This is a genomic window from Streptomyces jeddahensis, from assembly GCF_001642995.1.
Classification (GTDB): Bacteria; Actinomycetota; Actinomycetes; order Streptomycetales; family Streptomycetaceae; genus Streptomyces; species Streptomyces jeddahensis.
In genome coordinates this window covers 47,892-67,067 of sequence record NZ_LOHS01000079.1, presented here as the reverse complement: position 1 = coordinate 67,067, position 19,176 = coordinate 47,892, and the positions used below count along the sequence as shown (strand labels likewise).

Below are 19,176 nucleotides of genomic sequence, written 5' to 3'. Positions count from 1 at the left end.
ACTTCCCCACGACCGTTCCTAATCACTGAGCGGGAGCGAGTCCTGTTGCCAGGACTGCCGTTCAGTGGCGCTGCCCCGAACGGTGTTGGGCAGGCTGGTCACCCGCTTTCGTTCCACCACCGGCGACGCGCATCTTGTGCGCGGTCCGGGTGGGTGGGGGCGGGTTCCCTCACGCCCTCGGGCGTCCGGTCGGGCCTGGATGGTCCGATGCCCACCGCGATCGCTCTGGTCGCGGTGGGGCGGTGCCGTCCGTCGCCTGATCGGAAAACCCTGGGCGCGTCGTCCGACCGCGATGCTTGCCGCATCGTGCCGGGTGATCTCACGTCGTGGGGTAGTCAACGGCTTCTGCCAGTGCTGGGCACCCCAGGTGCTGGTGTAGGCGGGATCCACCGCGACGATCACCACCTGCTGTTCAGCAGCCATCGACAGCAGCCGGGCTTTGAGCTTCGCGGTCGGGAAGCGGGAGATCAACCGGCGGAACCGTTTGTTGCGGCCGTGCTTTTCCCGGCCTTTGTCTCCCGCAAAGTCAAGGTTCTCCACAGCGATCGCGGCCACGCCGCTGCGGCGCGTGTAGTGCAGCAGTCCGGTCAGCGCATGCCGGATCTGCGCATCCCGGTGCGCCGCGTTTCCCGACAGGTCGTAATAGAAGCGCTGTGGCTCCCCCATTGGGTTGCCGTGCTGATCGAGGCGCCAGGCCGCCAGATGGTCATCGTTCATGTCCACCCCCACCGCGCCCCGGGCCAGCGCCACCTCAAGCGGCAGCACCGGGACGACAGCGCGCTGCCAGGAGGCGGTTATGTACCAGCGGTCGCGCAGCACGTCGTGGTGGATGCGGTAGGCCACCGCCCGGTCTGCCGCGATGCGATCGCGCCACTCCTCGCCACGATGCCGGAAGGCCACGGTCGCATCCAACACGTACCGGCCGTGTGCCGCATTGGCCAAGTGAGCCAGCGGAGCCGGAAGCTTGATGGAAATCTGTCCGGTCTCGGTGATACGGATGGTTTGGTTACCGAACCGTTTGCCGGACTCGCCGTCGGCGGACAGGAACATCCGGGCCGCTTCCCACCGGGCCCGCCATGCCTGTTCACTCAGACCCGCCTCCGCGAGGTGGTGCCGGGTGTGGACGAGACGTCGGCCGCCGCGCACCACGTGCACGCGACCCGCGGTCCAATCCGCCTCCACCCTGACCAGCCGGTCTTTCAAGGTCTGTAGGCGGCGGGACTTAGCATGCCACTCACTGCGCGAGGCGTAGCCTTTCGGTGATCCCTCGTGCTTGCTGGCCTTGGCTCCGAGCGGGCGGGCAAGCCGGGCCTCGATCTGCCCAATCTGCCCGCGGAGCCAGGCGATCTGTGCGGCTTGGCCGCGCCGGGCCAGCGCCCACTGGTCATTGACGTGCCGGGTGATGCTGCCTGCCCAGCGTGCAGAGGAGTGGCCGGTCAGCTCCCGCTTGCGTACCGCCCAAGCGGCAGCATCGTGCTCTCGGCCCTGCCGACAGCGGTTCGCGAGATCACCGGTGGCCAGCGAGCCGAGGAAGATGCCTGCCTTACGCAGCACGATCGTGTCCGTTTCCGAGACCCGCAGCCGGTCGCGGATCGCCACCCCGGTCGGGCCGGGCGCCACGAACGGATCCGCCAGCTCTCGCACTCCACCTCACCCCCTGCCCCGCTCGAACCTTTGCAGCCCCGTCACTGCATCCAACGAACACCATCCGCAAAGGTCACTCATTCGATAAAAGAACTAGCGTTCCCCTCTCAGGAGTGCACGCGGGCGCAGCCCGTGGACGAGGCGGAGCAGTACGGTGGGGCGACGCCGAGCGGGACACCGGTCCTCCCGCCCGACTCGCTCGCGCCGTCGCAGAGGCGTCGGTGGTGGAGGAACGGATGTCGCGAAACATGTCAGTGGCGCCCGGCTCCCGTATGTATCCGCGTCCCCGTCCGGGGAACCTGCGCGAGGTCGCCGAGAAGGTCGAGGAAGCGACGGGGCTGCGGGTGCAGGTCGTGGGAGGAGAGCTCGTGATGTCCCTGCCTCCGCGTGGGAAGCACGCGGGTGTGGTGGCGCGGCTGCGCCGACAGCTCGACAAGGCGCTGCCCGAAGAACTGTCAGCGTACGAGATGTCCTCGATCGCACTGCCTGACGATGCGGACGACTATGTGACGCCGGACCTGATCGTGCTGCCCACCGAGTGGGAGGACGACGACTGGCTCGCCGACCCCGTCGACGTGGCGCTCGCGGTGGAGGTGATCTCGGCCCCCGAGAAGTCCAAAGACATCAGAGACAAGGCCGACTGGTACGCGGTCTCGCATGTCGCCAACCTCCTGGTTATCGATCCCCGGAAGGGCACCTGGGCACTGCACACCCATCCGCGCAGCGGCAGCTATCGGGACGTGCTGCCCGGCAAGTTCGGGGAGTCCGTGCCGCTTCCTCCGCCTCTCGGGTTCGAGGTCGAGACGGCCCGCTTCCCGCTGTACGGCACGTCGCCGCGCGGGCCAGGTGTGCGTGCGTGACGATTGACCGGCTGAGCGTCGCGGGGGGTACGAGCCGTGCCGGTTGAGCCGACGTGTGGGCACATGGCCGAATAGTCGTGCTGGTCCGACGGCCACGTGGCCGAAAGGGCCTTGAACAGGGCGCTCATGGGGGAGAGTTGGGGGGTGCGGAAAGTCTGGGTGGTCTCGGGGATCGGGATCGGGCTGTGTCTGAGCTTCGTCGGGCTGCTCGTCGTCGGGACGTACATGGCGGCCGGGAGCCTGGCGAACGGGCTCGGGGGCGGAGCCGTCGGGCTCGCCAAGGGCGCCGTGCCGGCCGCGTACCAGGCACTGGTGCAGAAGTGGGGCAATCTCTGCAAGGCCATCAACCCGGCGCTGCTGGCTGCGCAGTTGTACCAGGAGAGCGGATTCAACCCGAACGCGAAGAGCCCGGCCGACGCGCGGGGCATAGCGCAGTTCATCCCGGGCACGTGGGCAGCCCACGGGCTCGACGGGGACGGCGACGGCGACCGGGACATCTGGGACCCGGCGGACGCGATCCCCTCCGCCGCCTCGTACGACTGCAAGCTGGCCTCGTATGTGAAGGACGCGCCGGGCGACCCGACCGAGAACATGCTCGCCGCGTACAACGCGGGTGCGTATGCCGTGATCAAGTACGGAGGCGTGCCGCCGTACCGCGAGACGCAGAACTACGTGAAGACGATCACGACGCTGGAGAAGAGCTTCGCGAGGCCGGTCGGGCGGGTCTCGCCGTCGCGGCAGGCGGCCGGGGCGATCTACTTCGCGCAGAAGAAGCTCGGGACGCCGTATCTGTGGGGCGGGGACGGGACCGCCGCCGAGGGCGGGCGCTTCGACTGCTCGGGGCTGACCAAGGCGGCGTATGAGACCGTGGGGATCAAGCTGCCGCGGGTCGCCAACGACCAGTACAACGCCGGGCCGCATCCCGCGCGGGACGAGCTGCTGCCGGGAGACCTCGTGTTCTTCTCGGACGACCTGACCAATTCGCGGGCCATCCGGCACGTGGGAATCTATGTGGGCGGCGGCTACATGATCGACGCTCCGCGGCCGGGTGCGGTGATCCGTTTCGACCCCATCGACACGCCGGATTACTTTGGTGCGACACGGGTCACGGAAGACGGCGCGAAGGCGCTGCCGACGCGGGCGCCGGAGGCGTGACCGACGCCTCGACGTGGCCGGAAATCTCCGGCGTACCGCCCCTGAGCTGCGAAGACGGGTCTCTCTTCGATAACGTCTGGGTGATCATTCCGTGGAGGGTGGAACGCATTCAAGGGGACTGTGCGTTCCTGTTCTGGACGGATCGAGACCACGGGGGTTGGTGGAGAGGCGTACGCAAGGGTGCGCCCGCAGGAAGGACGAAGGGGCCGCAGCACGATGGCTGGACTCGCGACATCCGGGTCGAACCCCGACGTCAGCCTGTTGTACGGCATCAACGGCCTGGCCGACGACGCCCCGGGCTGGTTCGACCGGACCATGGGATTCATCGGGGAGTACGGGCTGCTGCTCGGCATGGTGCTGCTCGTGCTGTGGTGCTGGTGGACCATGCGGAGGCGGGCCACGACGCTCGACGACGCGGCCACGTCGCTGGCCGCGATCGTCTGGGCGCCGCTGGCCGCCGGGATCGCCGTCCTGATCAACATCCCGATCCGCGGGTTCGTCGAACGGCCGCGGCCCTTCGTCGATCACGAGGGGCTCGACGTCCTTGTCCACGGAAAGACCGACTTCTCGTTCGTGAGTGATCACGCGACGCTCGCCATGGCGGTGGGCGTCGGGCTGTTCGTGGCCAACCGGAAGTACGGGATCGCCGGGATCGCGCTGGCGGTGCTGGAGGGGTTCTGCCGCGTCTACATGGGGGTCCACTACCCGACGGACGTGATCGGCGGGTTCGCGCTCGGTACGGCGGTCGCGCTGCTGCTGTCGCCGGTGGCGATGGCGCTGCTGACACCTGTGGCGAAGGCTATGGGGAGGTCGGCGCGGGTTGGGTGGCTGGTCCGGGCGCGGGGGTCCCTGGGGGCTGTCGAACCGGGGCCGGGGACGGAGTCGGAGTCGGCGTCGGGGCCGGCGTCAGGGGCTGAACCGGGGTCGTCGGGCTTGCCGGGCGGGGATTCCGAGCGGGATCTTGCGGCATAGCCTCGGGCCTTCTTTTCCGTAGCAGCGCCAGGCCGGCTGTGCCGGCTGCGGTTGCCAGGGCCCCGGAGATCAGGGCCAAGGGGCCTGACTCGGGGTGGGGGGTGCCGTCCTTTTCCAGGGCGGCGGCCGTTGTTGCTGCCAGGGTGAGAGTCGCTGCTGCTGCCGCGGTGCCGGTCGCTATTCGGGCCGCTGCTATTCGGGGTTTCCTCGCGGAGTCCATGTACTCAGCGCACGATGTTCGCTGGCCGCGGGCCAGTGGGGGGCCTTCGTTGGGGAGCCGTACGGGTGGGTCTTGGGGCCGTCCGGGGGACTGTGCGGGGTCGGGTGGCCGCCGTCGTGGGGCTGTGCCCACCCTCCCCCAGCTACCGCTGGGAGGTGCCCCCAGCCCTGCGGAACGATTGCCCACAGCGGGAGCGGGCTGGGCGGCGTACGCCGACGGGGTGTCGGGGTACGCCGCCCTTGGGTGGGGCGTGGTGTGGGGTTATTTCGGGTCGGCGTCGAACTTTGCGGTTGACCAGAAGTAGCCGAGGACTGCGAGGCCCAGGCACCAGGTGACCGCGAGCCAGCCGTTGTGGCCGATGTCGCTGCCGAGCAGGAGGCCCCGGAGGGTCTCGATGGCGGGCGTGAACGGCTGGTACTCGGCGACCGGCTGGAACCAGCCCGGCATCGCGTCGATGGGGACGAAGGCGCTGGAGAGGAGCGGCAGCAGGATCAGGGGCATCGCGTTGTTGCTGGCGGCCTCGGCGTTCGGGCTGCTCAGGCCCATGCCGACCGCGATCCAGGTGAGCGCCATGGCGAAGAGCACGAGCAGTCCGAACGCCGCGAGCCACTCCAGGACGGTGGCATCGGTGGAGCGGAAGCCGATGGCCACGGCGACGGCGCCGACGAGGACCACGCTGATGATCGCCTGCAGCACGCTGCCGATGACGTGTCCGATGATCACGGAGCCGCGGTGGATCGCCATCGTGCGGAAGCGGGCGATGATGCCCTCGGTCATGTCGTTGGAGACGGAGACCGCGGTGCCGATCGTGGTGCTGCCGATCGTCATCAGTAACAGGCCCGGGACGATGTAGGCGATGTACACGGAGCGGTCCGGACCGCCGCCGCCGATGCCCGCGCTCATGGTGTCGCCGAAGATGTAGACGAAGAGCAGCAACAGCATGATCGGGGTGAGCAGCAGGTTCAGCGTGAGGGACGGGTAGCGCCGGGCGTGCAGGAGGTTGCGGCGCAGCATCGTGGACGAGTCGCGTACGGCGAGGGAGAACCGGGTCGGGCGGGCGGGAGCCAGGGCGGTGCTCGGGGTGCTCGGGGTGCTCATCGGGCGGTCTCCTTGGGCTGGTTGTTCTGGGTGGGGACGACGGCGCCGCCGGTCAGGGCGAAGAAGACGTCGTCGAGGTCGGGGGTGTGCACGGTCAGCTCGTCCGCCTCGATACCGGCCGAATCCAGCCAGTCGAGGATGGAGCGCAGCTCGCGCTGGCTGCCGTCGCTCGGGATCTGCAGGGCGAGGGATTCGTCGTCCCGGGAGGCCTCGCGCAGGGCCGAGGCGGCGCTCTGGTACGCGGCCGGGTCGGTGAAGCGGAGCCGGACGTGTCCGCCGGGGATGAGCCGCTTGAGCTCCTCGGCGGTGCCCTGGGCGGCGATCTTGCCGTCGTTGAGCACGGCGATGCGGTCGGCGAGTTCGTCGGCCTCCTCCAGGTACTGGGTGGTGAGGAAGACGGTGACGCCGCCCGTGACGAGTTCGCGGATGATCTGCCACATGTTGTGGCGGCTGCGCGGGTCCAGGCCGGTGGTCGGCTCGTCGAGGAAGATGATCCGCGGGTTGCCGACCAGGGTCATGGCGATGTCGAGGCGGCGCTTCATGCCGCCGGAGTAGGTGGATGCGGGCTTCTTCGCGGCTTCGGTGAGGTCGAAGCGCTCAAGGAGTTCGGCGGCGACCTGCCGTCCCTCGCGCTTGGACAGGTGGTGCAGGTCCGCCATGAGGAGCATGTTCTCCTCGCCGGTGATCAGGCCGTCGACGGCGGAGAACTGTCCGGTGACGCCGATCGCGGCGCGTACCGCCTGAGGGTCGGTGGCGAGGTCCTGCCCGCCGACGCGCATCTCGCCCGCGTCGGCGGTGATGAGGGTGGAGAGGATCTTGACGGCGGTGGTCTTGCCGGCGCCGTTCGGGCCGAGCAGGGAGAAGATCGTTCCTTCCGGGACGGCCAGGTCGACGCCGTCGAGGACGGTGTTGTCGCCGTAGGACTTGCGCAGTCTGTTCGCTGCGATGGCCAGGTCGGTCATGACGGGTGCTCCTTGAGGGGGCGTGGTCGGTTCCAGAGGCTGCGGGCTCTAGAGGCTGTGGGCGGTGATGTCGCCGTGGGCGGTGGTGGCGCGGATGTCGAGTTCGGCGGTGCCGTCGTTCTTGAGGGCGTTGCTGATGCGGCCGTAGCCGGTGCCGGCATCCAGGGCGGCCGAGACGCCGGCCGCGGCGGTGACCGCGATGTCGCCGGACTGGGTGCGCAGCACGACCGTGCCGCGCACGGCCTCGCTGATCCGGATGTCGCCCCTTGCGGTGCTGATCTCCGCGGGGCCGCCCAGGCGGCCGACCTCGACGTCGCCGTCGATCGCGGTGAGGCGGAGGCTCGCGGTCTCGTCGAGCTTGATCTGGCGGTACGCGCCTTCGAAGGCGACGTCGCCGAGCCGTCCGACGCCGCGGAGTTCGGCGCTGGCCGCCTTCCCCTCGACGAGGGAGCCGGCGGGCAGTTGGACCGTCACCTCGATGGATCCGGAGTTGCCGAGGATCCGGTTCTTCGCCGCGGGGGCCTCGATCCGCAGCACGCCGTCGGCGTACGCGACCTCGATCTGCTCCGCCGCCTTCACGTCGCGGCCCTTCGAGGCGTCCGCGGGCCGGACCTCGACCGTGGTGTCGGCCCGGTCGGCGGCGATGAACTGGATCCGCCCCGCGGGGATGTCGAGGACGACGGAGACCGGGGCCGGGGTGCTGAACGTCTGCATTGTGCTCTCCTGTGCTCTGCTCGCTGTTGTTTCCGACGTTGGAAAAGCTACGTTGCGTTCAAAGATTCTTCAATGGAGTCGTTGCAAGATGCCGACATTAATGCAGGTCAGAGCAGAGAAATTGTTGCAATGGTTCTGAGAGATAACGCAACGGCGGCCGTCTGCTCGTTGCAATAGATTGAGCGTGAACGCTATGCTGGAGGCGTCAAGGAGTACGAAAGGAGAGCGCGATGCCGGGAGGCAGGCTCACCCAGCAGGAACGCCAGCAGATCGCGCTGGGACTGGCCGACGGCCTCGCCTACGCGGAGATCGCCCGACGCCTGGACCGTCCGACCTCGACGATCACGCGCGAGGTGATGCGCAACGGCGGCCCCACCGGCTACCGCGCCGACCTCGCCCACCGCGCCACCGAACACCGCGCCCACCGCCGCAGGCGGGTCGCGCCCCGGGGCACGGAGGCGCCCGCGCAGGCCTACGGACGCGACGCCGAGGCGGTGCGCGCGTACGAGGAGACGTTCACCACCGTCATGATGCAGTCGGGCATGCCCAAGATGATGGCCCGGGTCCTGTCAGCCCTCAGCCTCACCGACACCGGCAGCCTCACCGCGTCCGAACTCGTCCAGCGCCTCGATGTCAGCCCGGCGTCCGTCTCCAAAGCGATCGCGTTCCTCGAGAGCCAGGGCATGGTCCGTCGGGAGCGCGACGAACGCCGCCGCGAGCGGTATGTCGTCGACGACGACATCATGTACCAGTCGATGATGGCCAGCGCCCGAGCCATGGCCGAGGTCGTCCAGACCGCACGGCAGGGCGTCGGCATCCTCGGGCCCCACACCCCGGCCGGCGTGCGCTTCGAGAACATCGCCCGCTTCCTCGACTTCGTCTCGGAGAGCACCGTCCGCGCCGCGGAGCAGGCGCGCGAGGTTCTCTACACGAAGCCCGAAACGACCCCTTAGCGCTCCGCGCTGGAAGGGCCGCGATGTGTCGTGTTCTCGCTGCGGCGCCGTCGTGGCTGGTCGCGCCCCCGCGGCGGAGCCGCATATCGATACAGCCCCGCGCCCCTTTGGGGCGCTGCCGAACCGCAGCCGACCTCATCCCACCTGCTTAGAGCGCCTGGGGGTAGGCGAAGAAGCCCTTCGGGTCGTACTTGGTCTTCAGTTTCTGCAGGCGGGGGGCCGAGTCCCCGTAGTACGCCCTGCGCCAGTTCGTGAGGGTGGGGTCCGAGTAGTTCTGGTAGGCCGCTCCTGAGGCGTGGGGGGCCATGGAGCGGTGGGTTTCGGCCAGCCAGGAGCGGGCCGCTGTGCCCGCCGTGCCGGGGCGCCAGGCTGCGATGTACTGCGCGAGCATGCGCGAGCGGCGGTGGACGAAGGCGGTGGCCGTCGGGTCGACGCGGTTCACGGCGCCGCCGAGCGCGGTCAGGGCGATGCTGCCCGTGCCGCCGCTGACGGAGCGGATCCGGTTCAGCAGCGTCCGGACACCGTCCGCGGAGATCGACCGGTCGAAGAAATCCGACGCGGCGGCGTACGTCTCGCGGCCGAGCGCGCCCTGCGGGTTCCGGCCGGGCGTGGAGCCGGGGAGGTGGCACATCGCGTCGTCGGCGTATGCGGAGCAGCCGGCGTAGAACTCCATCGACTGCTCGTACGACCGGCGTTTCAGCGAGACGTTGCTCGCCGGGGCGCCGATCGCGGAGGCCAGCCGGTCGACGGCGTTCTGCAGCTCGCCGTAGGTGCCGAGGGAGAACGCCCTGACGGCGACGGCGGGGGTGCCGCCCGCGGCGTTCTCGAGATGGCAGGACGACCAGATCTCGTCGGGCTGGTCGGGACCCCACTCCTGCCATGCCGTCAGAACGGCGGCGGCTCGGGACCAGGGCCAGGACATGGTGGCGGTGACGCCCTGCGGTGCCGGGTGCGTACGGAAGCGGAGCTCTGTGACGACGCCGAAGTTGCCGTTGCCGGCGCCGCGCAGGGCCCAGAAGAGGTCGCTGTTCTCCTTCGCGTTCGCCGTGAGTTGCCTGTCGTCGGCCGTGATCAGCGTGGCCTGGATGAGGCTGTCGCAGGTCAGGCCGTATGCCCGCGAGACGACGCCGTGGCCGCCGCCGAGGGTGAGGCCCGAGACGCCGACGCTGGGGCAGGAGCCCGCGGGGATCGTCACGCCCTTCGCCGCGAGCCCGCGATAGACGTCGATGAGTTTGGCGCCGGCGCCGATGACGGCCTCGCCGCCGGAGGCCCGGACCGTGGCGAGCTTCGACACGTCGACGATGAGGCGGCCGTCGCCCGACGACCAGCCGGCGTAGGAGTGGCCGCCGTTGCGGATGGCGACGGGGACCTTGTGGGCGCGGGCGTAGGAGAGGACCGTGCGGATGTCGTCGGCGTGCGCGACGTAGGCGACGGCGGCGGGGTTCAGGGTGTCGAAGCGGGTGTTGTAGAGCTGTCGGGCCGATGCCCAGGCGGAGTCACCCGGCCGGACGAGCGGCCCGTCGAGGTCCTTGGCGAGCGCATTCCAGCCAGCGCCGGGGGATCCCGTGGTCGCGGCGCCGGACGCCGTGCTGGTGCCCGCCGTGTCCGCGGTGTCCGTGGCTGCGGAGGACTCGCCGTTGCCGCCGTCGCCGGTCGTGCTGCTGCATGCTGTGGCGGCTCCCGCGGCCAGCGCGGCCGGCACCGCCGTGATGAACGTACGCCGCAACATGAGCGCCCTCCCCGTGGTTCCTCTTGGAACCAGACGGGGCTGAGGGGCAGGGGTTCCACGGTGGAGCGAAACGTTCCGCGGCTTCCTGGGGTTCAGGGCGCCGTGCTGTGGGACTCCGCGTCGGTGCGGGCCAGGCTGCGCGCTCTGCGGGCAGGGCCGCGCCAGCCGCAGGTGCAGTGGGCGACGCAGAAACGACCCTTCTCCACCGTCGTCGTGCGGTGTTCGTCCGGTATGGGCTCTGCTGTCTGTTGCTGTTGCGCCACGGCTATACGGTACCGAGCGCCCGTGCGAATCTGGCGCGTTCTGTGCACTCCAGGCGCGTGACGACCTTCCCGACCCGTCGTTAAGCGGAACGACAGGGGGTCCGACACGCAGAGACAGGCTTGGGGGTCGGCGGGCGATGGTGGTGCAGCAGCAGGGCAGGAGGGGCACGGTGTTCGCCGCGGCCGCCGCGGCGATGGGGTTGATGTCCGGCGCCACCGGCTGTTCCGGCAGCGGAGCCGCCGCCGACAGCCAGCGCCCCGCCGATCCCGTCGACGCCGTGCGCCAGGCCGCCGACATCCTGGTCCAGCAGGGCTCCTCCAAAGCGCGTACGTCGATGGAGATGGCCACCGGGGGCACGCGTGTGACCATCCGCGGCGAGGGCGTCTATGACTACCGGGCGCGGCTCGGGCGGCTGAAGGTCGTGCTGCCGCAGGACCCGGCCGGGGTCGACAAGCACCGGCCGATCACCGAACTGCTCGCGCCCGGCGCGCTGTACATGAAGAACCGGGGCGCGGGCGTGCCCGCGGACAAGTGGGTGCGCGTTGACACCACCACGCTGTCCGACGGCAACCTCGTCACCGGCGGTGCCACCGATCCGCTCGCCGCCGCCGAACTCCTGCGGGGTGCGCAGGATGTGACGTATGTGGGGGAATCGGAGGTCGCGGGGACGCCCGTCCGGCACTACCGGGGCACCGCCGTTCTGGCTCGGGCCGCGAAGCGGGCGTCGGACGGTCAGCGTGGTGCGTTCAAGGCGGCGGCGAAAGGGTTCGCCAAGGGGGAGGTGCCGTTCGATGCGTACCTTGACGACCAGGGGCGGGTGCGGAAGGTCCGGCACCAGTTCAGTTTCGCCAACAACGGGGACGGCGGCGGGAAGAAGCGGGACGTCGATGTGGCGTCGACCACGTTGTTGTACGACTTCGGGGTGCCGGTGAGTGTGGAACTGCCGGACGCGGAGGACATCTTCGCGGGGAAGATCGCGGAGGAGTGACCCGGCGGCCGCGCGGGTGGCGCTCTGGGGCCGACCCGGGCGGGCGGCTGGAAATGGTCCTTCCGTGCCATGCGCGGTGCGTAGGGCTCTCCCTACTCTTGGAAGTCGGCTGCGGCGGGCGGCAGGGAGAGGTGATGAACGTGGCTCCGGTGCGCGGCGGTACGGGTGTTCAGGACCACGTTGCCCTTGCCGAGATCGAGTTGTGCGGGGAGCTCATTATCGCGGCGTCCGCTTCGCGGGAGGAGCGGCTTAGTTCTGACCTCATTGATGAGGTCTTGCGGGTCTCTGAGCGGGACTCCGACTTCGGGGCGTCTAAGTACTGCTGCTAGTCGGGGGCGCCGTCCGATTCGTTGGGCGCGCTAGTTGTCGGGTGGCCGTACGTCGTGGGCTGTGCCCACCCTCCCCAGCTAACGCTGGGGGTACCCCCAGGAGGTGCCCCCAGCCCTGCGGAACGATTGCCCACAGCGGTCGGTGGTGGCGCGGCAGCGCCCTGAAGGGGCGCGGGGAACTGCGCGACCAGCCACGACGGTGCCGCAGACGAAGACGATCGCGGCATATCGCGGCGCTTCCCGCGGAGCGCTAGGTGCGCAGTAGGCGGGCGATTGCCTTGGTGGCTTCTTCTACCTTTGCGTCGATTTCTTCGCCGCCCTTGAGGGCCGCGTCGGCGACGCAGTGGCGGAGGTGTTCCTCGAGGAGCTGGAGGGCGAAGGACTGCAGGGCCTTGGTGGATGCCGAGACCTGGGTGAGTATGTCGATGCAGTAGACGTCCTCGTCGACCATGCGCTGCAGGCCGCGGATCTGGCCCTCGATGCGGCGCAGGCGCTTGAGGTGCTCTTCCTTCTGCTTGTGGTAGCCGTGGATGCCGCGGTCGTGGTCCGTCACGATCTGGCCGCTCGCGGCTGTCGCGTCCGTCACGCCGGGGACCTCTGTGGCGTCGGTGGCCGCTGTGGTCGTGGAGGGCGCTTCGCCGGTCGTCGCGTCGGCCTTGGCGGTCGTCATCGCGTCCTCCTGCTGCAGTGGCTGCTGGTCTGGCTTGTTCCGTATACCCCTACTGGGTATATGGTACCGAATTTTCCTGGGTACTGAACGGTTGACGGGACCCCGTGCTGGCCACTGTGCTTCATGGGCGACACTGGGAAACGCCGGTTCGCCGTGGCCGGATGATGCGCCTAGCATCACCCTGACCGACATCAGAGCACCGATCGAAACCAAAGCACCCCGAGGATCCCACGTGCGCTTTCGTCTGACCCCCAGGGAGACGAGCTTCTACGACATGTTCGCCGCCTCCGCGGACAACATCGTCACGGGCTCGAAGCTCCTCATGGAACTGCTCGGGGCGGACGCCTCCGCCCGGGCCGAGATCGCGGAACGGATGAGGGCCGCGGAGCACGCGGGAGACGACGCTACTCACGCGATCTTCCATCAGCTGAACTCCTCCTTCATCACGCCTTTCGACCGTGAGGACATTTACTCCCTCGCCTCGTCCCTCGACGACATCATGGACTTCATGGAGGAGGCCGTCGACCTGGTCGTGCTGTACCAGATCGAGGAGCTCCCGAAGGGCGTCGAGCAGCAGATCGAGGTGCTGGCGCGGGCTGCCGAGCTGACCGCCGAGGCGATGCCCCACCTGCGGACGATGGAGAACCTCACCGAGTACTGGATCGAGGTCAACCGCCTCGAGAACCAGGCCGACCAGATCCACCGCAAGCTGCTGGCCCACCTCTTCAACGGCAAGTACGACGCCATCGAGGTGCTGAAGCTCAAGCAGATCGTGGATGTGCTGGAGGAGGCGGCTGACGCGTTCGAGCACGTGGCCAACACGGTGGAGACCATCGCGGTCAAGGAGTCCTGAGGCTTCGTGGACACGTTTGCCCTGGTCGTGACCATTGGGGTCGCGCTTTTTTTCACGTATACGAACGGTTTCCACGACTCGGCCAACGCGATCGCGACATCCGTGTCCACGCGGGCGCTGACCCCGCGCGCGGCGCTCGCGATGGCCGCGGTGATGAACCTCGCCGGCGCGTTCCTCGGCAGCGGGGTCGCCAAGACCGTCAGTGAGGGCCTGATCGCCACGCCCGAGGGCCACAAGGGGATGGGCATCCTCTTCGCCGCGCTCGTCGGCGCGATCATCTGGAACCTGATCACCTGGTACTTCGGGCTGCCGTCGTCCTCGTCGCACGCGCTCTTCGGCGGCATGGTGGGCGCGGCGCTCGCGGGTGGCATCACCGTGTACTGGAGCGGGGTCGTCGACAAGATCATCATTCCGATGTTCGTGTCGCCGGTCGTCGGTCTCACTGCCGGTTATCTCGTGATGTGCGCGATCATGTGGATCTTCCGCAAGACCAATCCGAGCAAGGCCAAGCGCGGGTTCCGTATCGCGCAGACGGTGTCGGCGGCCGGTATGGCGCTCGGGCATGGTCTGCAGGACGCGCAGAAGACGATGGGCATCGTGGTGATGGCGCTGGTCATCGCCGATGTCGAGGACTACGGGGATCCGATTCCGGTCTGGGTGAAGATCGTCTGTGCGGTGATGCTGTCGCTGGGCACGTATGCGGGTGGGTGGCGCATCATGCGGACGCTGGGGCGGAAGATCATTGAGTTGGATCCGCCGCAGGGGTTTGCCGCGGAGACGACGGGGGCGTCGATCATGTTCGGCTCCGCGTTTCTTTTTCATGCGCCTATTTCGACGACGCATGTGATCACGTCGGCGATTATGGGTGTGGGGGCGACGAAGCGGGTTAATGCTGTGCGGTGGGGGGTTGCCAAGAACATTGTTCTTGGGTGGTTCATCACCATGCCGGCTGCTGCCGTTGTCGCTGCGCTCAGCTATTGGGTTGTGCTGCTGGCCTTTGGCTAGCCCCCTCATGAGTGGCTGCCCTAGTTGTCGGGGTGCCCGCCGTCGTGGGGCTGTGCCCACCCTCCCCCAGCTACCGCTGGGAGGTGCCCCCAGCCCTGCGGAACGATTGCCCACAGCGGTAGGGGTTGCGGCGCGGCGCCCACTGCGCACGCAGCGGTAGCGCCCTGAAGGGGCGCGGGGAACTGCGCGACCAGCCACGATGGTGCCGCAAAGGGCAGACGCACACGTAGCGGAACGAAAATGGGCCCGCCCCCCGGGAGCCAGGGGGCGGGCCCTTTTCCTTGCGGTGGCACCGCCATGCAGCACCGCAAGGGGTCCGGCGGGATCAGCCGAAGCGGCCCGAGATGTAGTCCTCGGTCGCCTGGACGGACGGGTTGGAGAAGATCCGCTCCGTGTCGTCGATCTCGATGAGCCGGCCGGGCTGGCCGACGGCGGCGAGGTTGAAGAACGCGGTGCGGTCGGAGACGCGGGCCGCCTGCTGCATGTTGTGCGTCACGATGACGATCGTGAAGCGCTCCTTCAGGTCGCCGATCAGGTCCTCGATGGCGAGGGTCGAGATCGGGTCCAGGGCGGAGCAGGGCTCGTCCATCAGCAGGACGTCCGGCTCGACGGCGATCGCGCGGGCGATGCACAGACGCTGCTGCTGGCCGCCGGACAGGCCCGAGCCGGGCTTGTTCAGGCGGTCCTTGACCTCGTTCCAGAGGTTCGCGCCCTTGAGGGACCGCTCGACGATGTCGTTCAGCTCGCTCTTCTTGTACGAGCCGTTGAGGCGCAGGCCCGCCGCCACGTTGTCGTAGATCGACATGGTGGGGAAGGGGTTGGGGCGCTGGAAGACCATGCCGATCGTGCGGCGCACCGCGACCGGGTCGACGCCGGCGCCGTACAGGTCCTCGTCGTCCAGGAGCACCTTGCCCTCGACGCGGCCACCGGGGGTGACCTCGTGCATGCGGTTCAGCGTGCGCAGGAACGTCGACTTGCCGCAGCCGGAGGGGCCGATGAAGGCCGTCACCGAGCGCGGCTCGACCGTCATCGAGATGTCTTCGATCGCCTTGTGGGAGCCGTAGTAGGCGGTGAGACCGCTTACGTCGATTCGCTTGGCCATGACTACTTCACTTCCAGATCAGTCGCTGTGGGGTCGCGTCAGCGACCGGTCTTCGGGGCCTTCCAGCGGGCGATGCCGCGGGCCACCAGGTTGAGGATCATCACGAAGGCGATCAGCGTGAGCGACGCCGCCCAGGCGCGGTCGTACGCCGCCTCGTTGCCGGCGCTATTCGCCCACTGCTGGTAGATGTACAGCGGCAGCGACGCCTGCGCACCCTCGAAGGGGTTGGCGTTGATGAAGCTGTTGCCGAACACCAGCAGCAGCACCGGTGCGGTCTCACCGGTGATACGGGCGACCGCCAGCATGATGCCGGTCGTGATGCCGCCGATGGAGGTCGGTACGACCACCTTCAGGATGGTGCGCCACTTGGGGACGCCGAGCGCCAGGGAGGCCTCGCGCAGCTCGTTCGGGACGAGCTTGAGCATCTCCTCCGTGGAGCGGACGACCACCGGCATCATCAGGATCGCGAGCGCCAGCGAGCCGGCGAAGCCGAAGGGCTGCAGCTCCAGCATCAGCATGAGGCTGAGGATGAACAGACCCGCGACGATCGACGGGATACCGGTCATGACGTCGACGAAGAAGGTGATGGCCCGGGCGAGGTTCCCGCTGCCGTACTCCACCAGGTAGATCGCGGTGAGCACGCCGATCGGCGCGGCGATCAGGGTGGCGAGGCCGACCTGCTCCAGGGTGCCGAGGATGGCGTGGTAGATACCGCCGCCCGGCTCGGAGTCGGCGACCACGCCCATGGAGTGGGTCAGGAAGTAGATGTCGAGGACCTTCACACCGCGCTTCACGGTCTCCCAGATCAGGGAGACCAGCGGGACGACGGCGAGCAGGAAGGCCACCCAGACCAGAGACGTGGCGATGCGGTCCTTGGCCTGGCGGGAGCCCTCGACGCGGGCGGCGATGCCGTACGTGCCGAGGACGAAGAGGATCGCGGCGATCAGGCCCCACTGGATGCGGCTGTCGAGGCCGGCGCCCAGGCCGATGGCGATCGCGACGGCGACGGAGCCGACCGCGATGGCGTACGGGGACCACTTGGGCAGACGGGCGCCATGCAGGCTGCTGGGGCGCTTGTCGGCGATGACGGCGTTGCTCATGCGTTGGCCCCCGAGTACTCCTTGCGGCGGGCGATGATCGCGCGGGCCGCGCCGTTGACCAGCAGGGTGATGACGAACAGGACCAGACCAGAGGCGATCAGCGCGTCACGGCCGAACTCGGACGCCTCACCGAACTTGCTGGCGATGTTCTGGGCGAAGGTTCCGCCGCCCGCGTTGAGCAGGCTGGCGTGGATGTCGAAGTCGGGGGAGAGCACGGTGGCCACGGCCATGGTCTCGCCGAGGGCGCGGCCGAGGCCGAGCATCGAGGCGGAGATCACGCCGGAGCGGCCGAAGGGGAGGACCGACATGCGGATGACCTCCCAGCGGGTGGCGCCGAGCGCCAGGGCCGCCTCCTCGTGCATCTGCGGGACCTGGCGGAAGACCTCGCGGCTCACGTTGGTGATGATCGGCAAGATCATGATCGCGAGCAGGATGCCGACCGTCAGCATCGAGCGCGGGGGACCTCCGTCCCAGGAGAAGATGCCGGTCCAGCCGAGGTAGCTGTCCAGCCAGCCGAAGAGGCCGTCCATCTGCGGTACGAGGATGAGGGCGCCCCAGAGGCCGTACACGATGGACGGCACGGCGGCGAGCAGGTCGATCACGTATGCGAGGGGGCCGCCGAGCTTGCGCGGGGCGTAGTGCGTGATGAACAGCGCGATGGCGACGGCGATCGGGACCGCGATGACCATGGCGATGATCGAGGAGACCACCGTGCCGAAGGCCAGAACGGCGATGCCGAAGACCGGCGGGTTGAGGTTGGTGTTCCACTCGAAGGTGGTGAGGAAGTTGCCCTCGTCCTTGCTGATCGCGAGCGAGGCGCGATAGGTGAGGAAGACCGCGATCGCGGCCATGATCACCAGCAGGAAGATGCCAGACCCGCGGGAGAGACCGAGGAAGATCCGGTCGCCGGGGCGGGTGGCGCCGCGGGCCGCGCGCTTCTGCACGGTCGCGGCCGGCTGTGGGGCCGGGGGAGGCGCTTGGGTGTTGTGTGTCGATATATCCATCGGGTTCTCCGGTCTGCGAAGCCGTACGCGGTGTGCGGCTCCTGGCGGCGGTGCACCGGACGGTGCGGTCCGGCCCCGGGTGGGACCGGACCGCACTCAGGTCAGCTCAGGCCCTCGATGGTGGTGCGGACCTTGGTGATGATGTCTTCGGGCATGGGGGCGTAGTCGTTCTCGGTGAGGATCTTCTGACCCTCCTCGGAGGCGATGTAGGTCAGGAACGCCTTGGTGGCGGGCAGGGTGTCCGCCTTGTTCCCCTTGTCGCAGACGATCTCGTACGTGACCAGGGTGATCGGGTAGGCGCCCTCGGCCTTGGTGGCGTAGTTCAGCTTGAGCGCCAGGTCCTTGCCGGTGCCGACGACCTTGGCGTCCGCGATGGCCTTGGTGGCGTTCGCGACGGTGGCCTCGACCGGAGCGGAGGCGCCCGTGTCGATGCTGGCCGCGTCGATGCCGTCCTTGGCGTACGACAGCTCCATGTAGCTGATGGCGCCCTTGGTCTGCTTCACCTGCTGGGCGACACCGGAGGAGCCCGAGGCGGACTGGCCGCCCTTGGCCTGCCAGGCCTTGCCACCGGAGTACTTCCAGTTCTCCGGCGTCGTGGCGATCAGGTACTTGGTGAAGTTGTCCGTGGTGCCGGACTCGTCGGAGCGGTGGAACGCCTGGATCTTGAGGTCGGGCAGCTTGGCGTCGGGGTTCAGCTTCGCGATCGCCTCGTCGTTCCAGTTGGTGATCTTGCTGTCGAAGATCTTGGCGAGGGTCGGGGCGTCCAGGACGAGGTTGTCGACACCCGGGACGTTGTAGCCGACCGCGATCGGGCCGCCGACCATCGGGAGGTCGATGCCCTGGCCGCCGTCGCAGACCTGCTTGGAGGCGGTGACCTCTTCGGGCTTCAGCGCGGAGTCGGAGCCGGCGAAGGCCACCTGGCCCTGGGTGAACGCGGTGACACCGGCGCCGGAGCCGCCACCCTTGTAGTTGATCTGCACGCCCGAGCACTGGGCCGTGAACGCCTTGACCCACGCGTCGATCGCGTTCTTCTGCGCGGAGGAGCCGTCGGCCAGCAGCTGGCCCTTGGCGTCGCCGCAGTCGATGTTGGAGCCCGCTGCGGTCGTCTCCGAGCCGTTGCCACCACTCGTGGTGCCCGTTTCGTCGGAGCCGCACGCCGTGAGGGCCAGGGCGCCGGAGACGGCGACGGCACCGAGGGAGAGGGCGCGAAGCCGGTTCTTGCGCTGAAGCTTCACTTTTCGGGAGTTCCTTCCAGGAGCCGCCCGTCCGGGGCGGCGTGCGATATCGGGTGTGTGCGGCTGCTCCGGGGTGGGGCCCGGTGGGGCCGGGCAGCGGGTTCTGCTGCGCAGCGTCCTGTTCAGCTATGCGGTCCGGGTTGCCGCCCCCATGAGCGGCACGCACCCGGTAGGGCCGAAATTAGGCAGGACAGGTGACGTGGCCGATGGGCGTAAGTGAACGAGGGGTGAACCTCGGTGGACGGTGCGGTGAGGTCACGGAATGCTTACGGCTTCTGGCGGGGGCGCGCCTTCTGGCGGGGGCGCCCTCTGCGGGGTT

At 68.7% G+C, this 19,176-nt stretch carries 19 protein-coding genes; 8 read left to right on the top strand and 11 right to left on the bottom strand.

The window, feature by feature from the left end; translation table 11 throughout:
- Positions 1 to 18: 18 nt before the first annotated feature.
- Positions 19 to 1,644 (bottom strand): transposase, encoded by a 1,626-nt coding sequence (locus tag STSP_RS16550; protein WP_067278159.1) that lies wholly within the window; start codon positions 1,642 to 1,644, stop codon positions 19 to 21.
- A gap of 236 nt (positions 1,645 to 1,880) precedes the next feature.
- Between STSP_RS16550 and STSP_RS16545 the strand changes: the two genes are divergently transcribed.
- The 3 genes from STSP_RS16545 to STSP_RS16535 all read left to right on the top strand — a co-directional run bounded on the left by STSP_RS16545 (position 1,881) and on the right by STSP_RS16535 (position 4,631).
- A complete protein-coding gene (locus STSP_RS16545) occupies positions 1,881 to 2,504 on the top strand; it encodes a Uma2 family endonuclease (RefSeq protein ID WP_232789670.1) in 624 nt (207 codons plus the stop codon).
- Between the two features lie 144 nt (positions 2,505 to 2,648).
- Complete coding sequence (locus tag STSP_RS16540; protein ID WP_067278157.1) at positions 2,649 to 3,659, top strand: C40 family peptidase; 1,011 nt, start codon at positions 2,649 to 2,651, stop codon at positions 3,657 to 3,659.
- Between the two features lie 216 nt (positions 3,660 to 3,875).
- Positions 3,876 to 4,631, top strand: a complete 756-nt coding sequence (locus STSP_RS16535; protein WP_078067236.1) for a phosphatase PAP2 family protein — start codon at positions 3,876 to 3,878, stop codon at positions 4,629 to 4,631.
- 481 nt (positions 4,632 to 5,112) lie between these two features.
- Here the strand turns inward: STSP_RS16535 and STSP_RS16530 are convergent, their stop codons facing one another.
- Genes STSP_RS16530 through STSP_RS16520 form a run of 3 tightly spaced genes read right to left on the bottom strand, consistent with a single transcriptional unit; the run spans position 5,113 to position 7,625 of the window.
- On the bottom strand, positions 5,113 to 5,949 hold the full coding sequence (locus tag STSP_RS16530) for an ABC transporter permease (protein ID WP_067278155.1): 837 nt from the start codon (positions 5,947 to 5,949) through the stop codon (positions 5,113 to 5,115).
- Positions 5,946 to 6,911, bottom strand: a complete 966-nt coding sequence (locus STSP_RS16525; protein ID WP_067278153.1) for an ATP-binding cassette domain-containing protein — start codon at positions 6,909 to 6,911, stop codon at positions 5,946 to 5,948. The genes STSP_RS16530 and STSP_RS16525 overlap by 4 nt, the downstream gene beginning before the upstream one ends.
- A gap of 48 nt (positions 6,912 to 6,959) precedes the next feature.
- On the bottom strand, positions 6,960 to 7,625 hold the full coding sequence (locus STSP_RS16520; protein ID WP_067278150.1) for a DUF4097 family beta strand repeat-containing protein: 666 nt from the start codon (positions 7,623 to 7,625) through the stop codon (positions 6,960 to 6,962).
- 230 nt (positions 7,626 to 7,855) lie between these two features.
- On the opposite strand from STSP_RS16520, the gene STSP_RS16515 reads away from it, so the two are divergent.
- A complete protein-coding gene (locus STSP_RS16515; protein ID WP_067278148.1) occupies positions 7,856 to 8,578 on the top strand; it encodes a helix-turn-helix domain-containing protein in 723 nt (240 codons plus the stop codon).
- A 148-nt stretch (positions 8,579 to 8,726) separates the two neighbouring features.
- Here STSP_RS16515 and STSP_RS16510 read toward each other — a convergent pair whose 3' ends face one another.
- Together STSP_RS16510 and STSP_RS39650 are read right to left on the bottom strand one after the other, a co-directional pair.
- Positions 8,727 to 10,307, bottom strand: coding sequence for an FAD-binding oxidoreductase (locus STSP_RS16510; RefSeq protein ID WP_067278146.1), 1,581 nt, complete (start codon positions 10,305 to 10,307; stop codon positions 8,727 to 8,729).
- A 92-nt stretch (positions 10,308 to 10,399) separates the two neighbouring features.
- On the bottom strand, positions 10,400 to 10,570 hold the full coding sequence (locus STSP_RS39650; RefSeq protein WP_198547360.1) for a hypothetical protein: 171 nt from the start codon (positions 10,568 to 10,570) through the stop codon (positions 10,400 to 10,402).
- Between the two features lie 137 nt (positions 10,571 to 10,707).
- Between STSP_RS39650 and STSP_RS16505 the strand changes: the two genes are divergently transcribed.
- Positions 10,708 to 11,559, top strand: coding sequence for a hypothetical protein (locus STSP_RS16505; protein WP_067278143.1), 852 nt, complete (start codon positions 10,708 to 10,710; stop codon positions 11,557 to 11,559).
- 134 nt (positions 11,560 to 11,693) lie between these two features.
- Positions 11,694 to 11,888: a hypothetical protein gene (locus STSP_RS40230; RefSeq protein WP_067278140.1), complete on the top strand. Its 195-nt coding sequence runs from the start codon at positions 11,694 to 11,696 to the stop codon at positions 11,886 to 11,888.
- A 250-nt stretch (positions 11,889 to 12,138) separates the two neighbouring features.
- Here STSP_RS40230 and STSP_RS16495 read toward each other — a convergent pair whose 3' ends face one another.
- Positions 12,139 to 12,558, bottom strand: a complete 420-nt coding sequence (locus STSP_RS16495; protein ID WP_107441313.1) for a metal-sensitive transcriptional regulator — start codon at positions 12,556 to 12,558, stop codon at positions 12,139 to 12,141.
- A gap of 232 nt (positions 12,559 to 12,790) precedes the next feature.
- Here STSP_RS16495 and STSP_RS16490 point away from each other — a divergent pair, with 232 nt between their 5' ends.
- Both STSP_RS16490 and STSP_RS16485 read left to right on the top strand, forming a co-directional pair.
- Positions 12,791 to 13,411 carry a DUF47 domain-containing protein gene (locus tag STSP_RS16490; RefSeq protein ID WP_067278137.1) on the top strand — a complete coding sequence of 207 codons (621 nt, stop codon included), beginning with the start codon at positions 12,791 to 12,793 and terminating at the stop codon, positions 13,409 to 13,411.
- A 6-nt stretch (positions 13,412 to 13,417) separates the two neighbouring features.
- A complete protein-coding gene (locus tag STSP_RS16485; RefSeq protein ID WP_067278135.1) occupies positions 13,418 to 14,416 on the top strand; it encodes an inorganic phosphate transporter in 999 nt (332 codons plus the stop codon).
- 325 nt (positions 14,417 to 14,741) lie between these two features.
- On the opposite strand, the gene pstB is transcribed toward STSP_RS16485, so the two are convergent.
- From pstB to pstS, 4 genes are all read right to left on the bottom strand, one after another.
- Entirely contained in the window at positions 14,742 to 15,518 is a 777-nt protein-coding gene (gene pstB / locus STSP_RS16480) for a phosphate ABC transporter ATP-binding protein PstB (RefSeq protein ID WP_067278133.1), read from the bottom strand.
- Positions 15,519 to 15,556: 38 nt separating this feature from the next.
- A complete protein-coding gene (pstA, locus tag STSP_RS16475; protein ID WP_067278130.1) occupies positions 15,557 to 16,618 on the bottom strand; it encodes a phosphate ABC transporter permease PstA in 1,062 nt (353 codons plus the stop codon).
- Positions 16,615 to 17,622, bottom strand: coding sequence for a phosphate ABC transporter permease subunit PstC (pstC, locus tag STSP_RS16470; RefSeq protein ID WP_067278128.1), 1,008 nt, complete (start codon positions 17,620 to 17,622; stop codon positions 16,615 to 16,617). Before pstC ends, pstA begins: the two co-directional genes overlap by 4 nt.
- Positions 17,623 to 17,723: 101 nt before the next feature.
- Positions 17,724 to 18,857, bottom strand: coding sequence for a phosphate ABC transporter substrate-binding protein PstS (gene pstS, locus STSP_RS16465; RefSeq protein WP_067278125.1), 1,134 nt, complete (start codon positions 18,855 to 18,857; stop codon positions 17,724 to 17,726).
- Between the last annotated feature and the right edge of the window lie 319 nt (positions 18,858 to 19,176).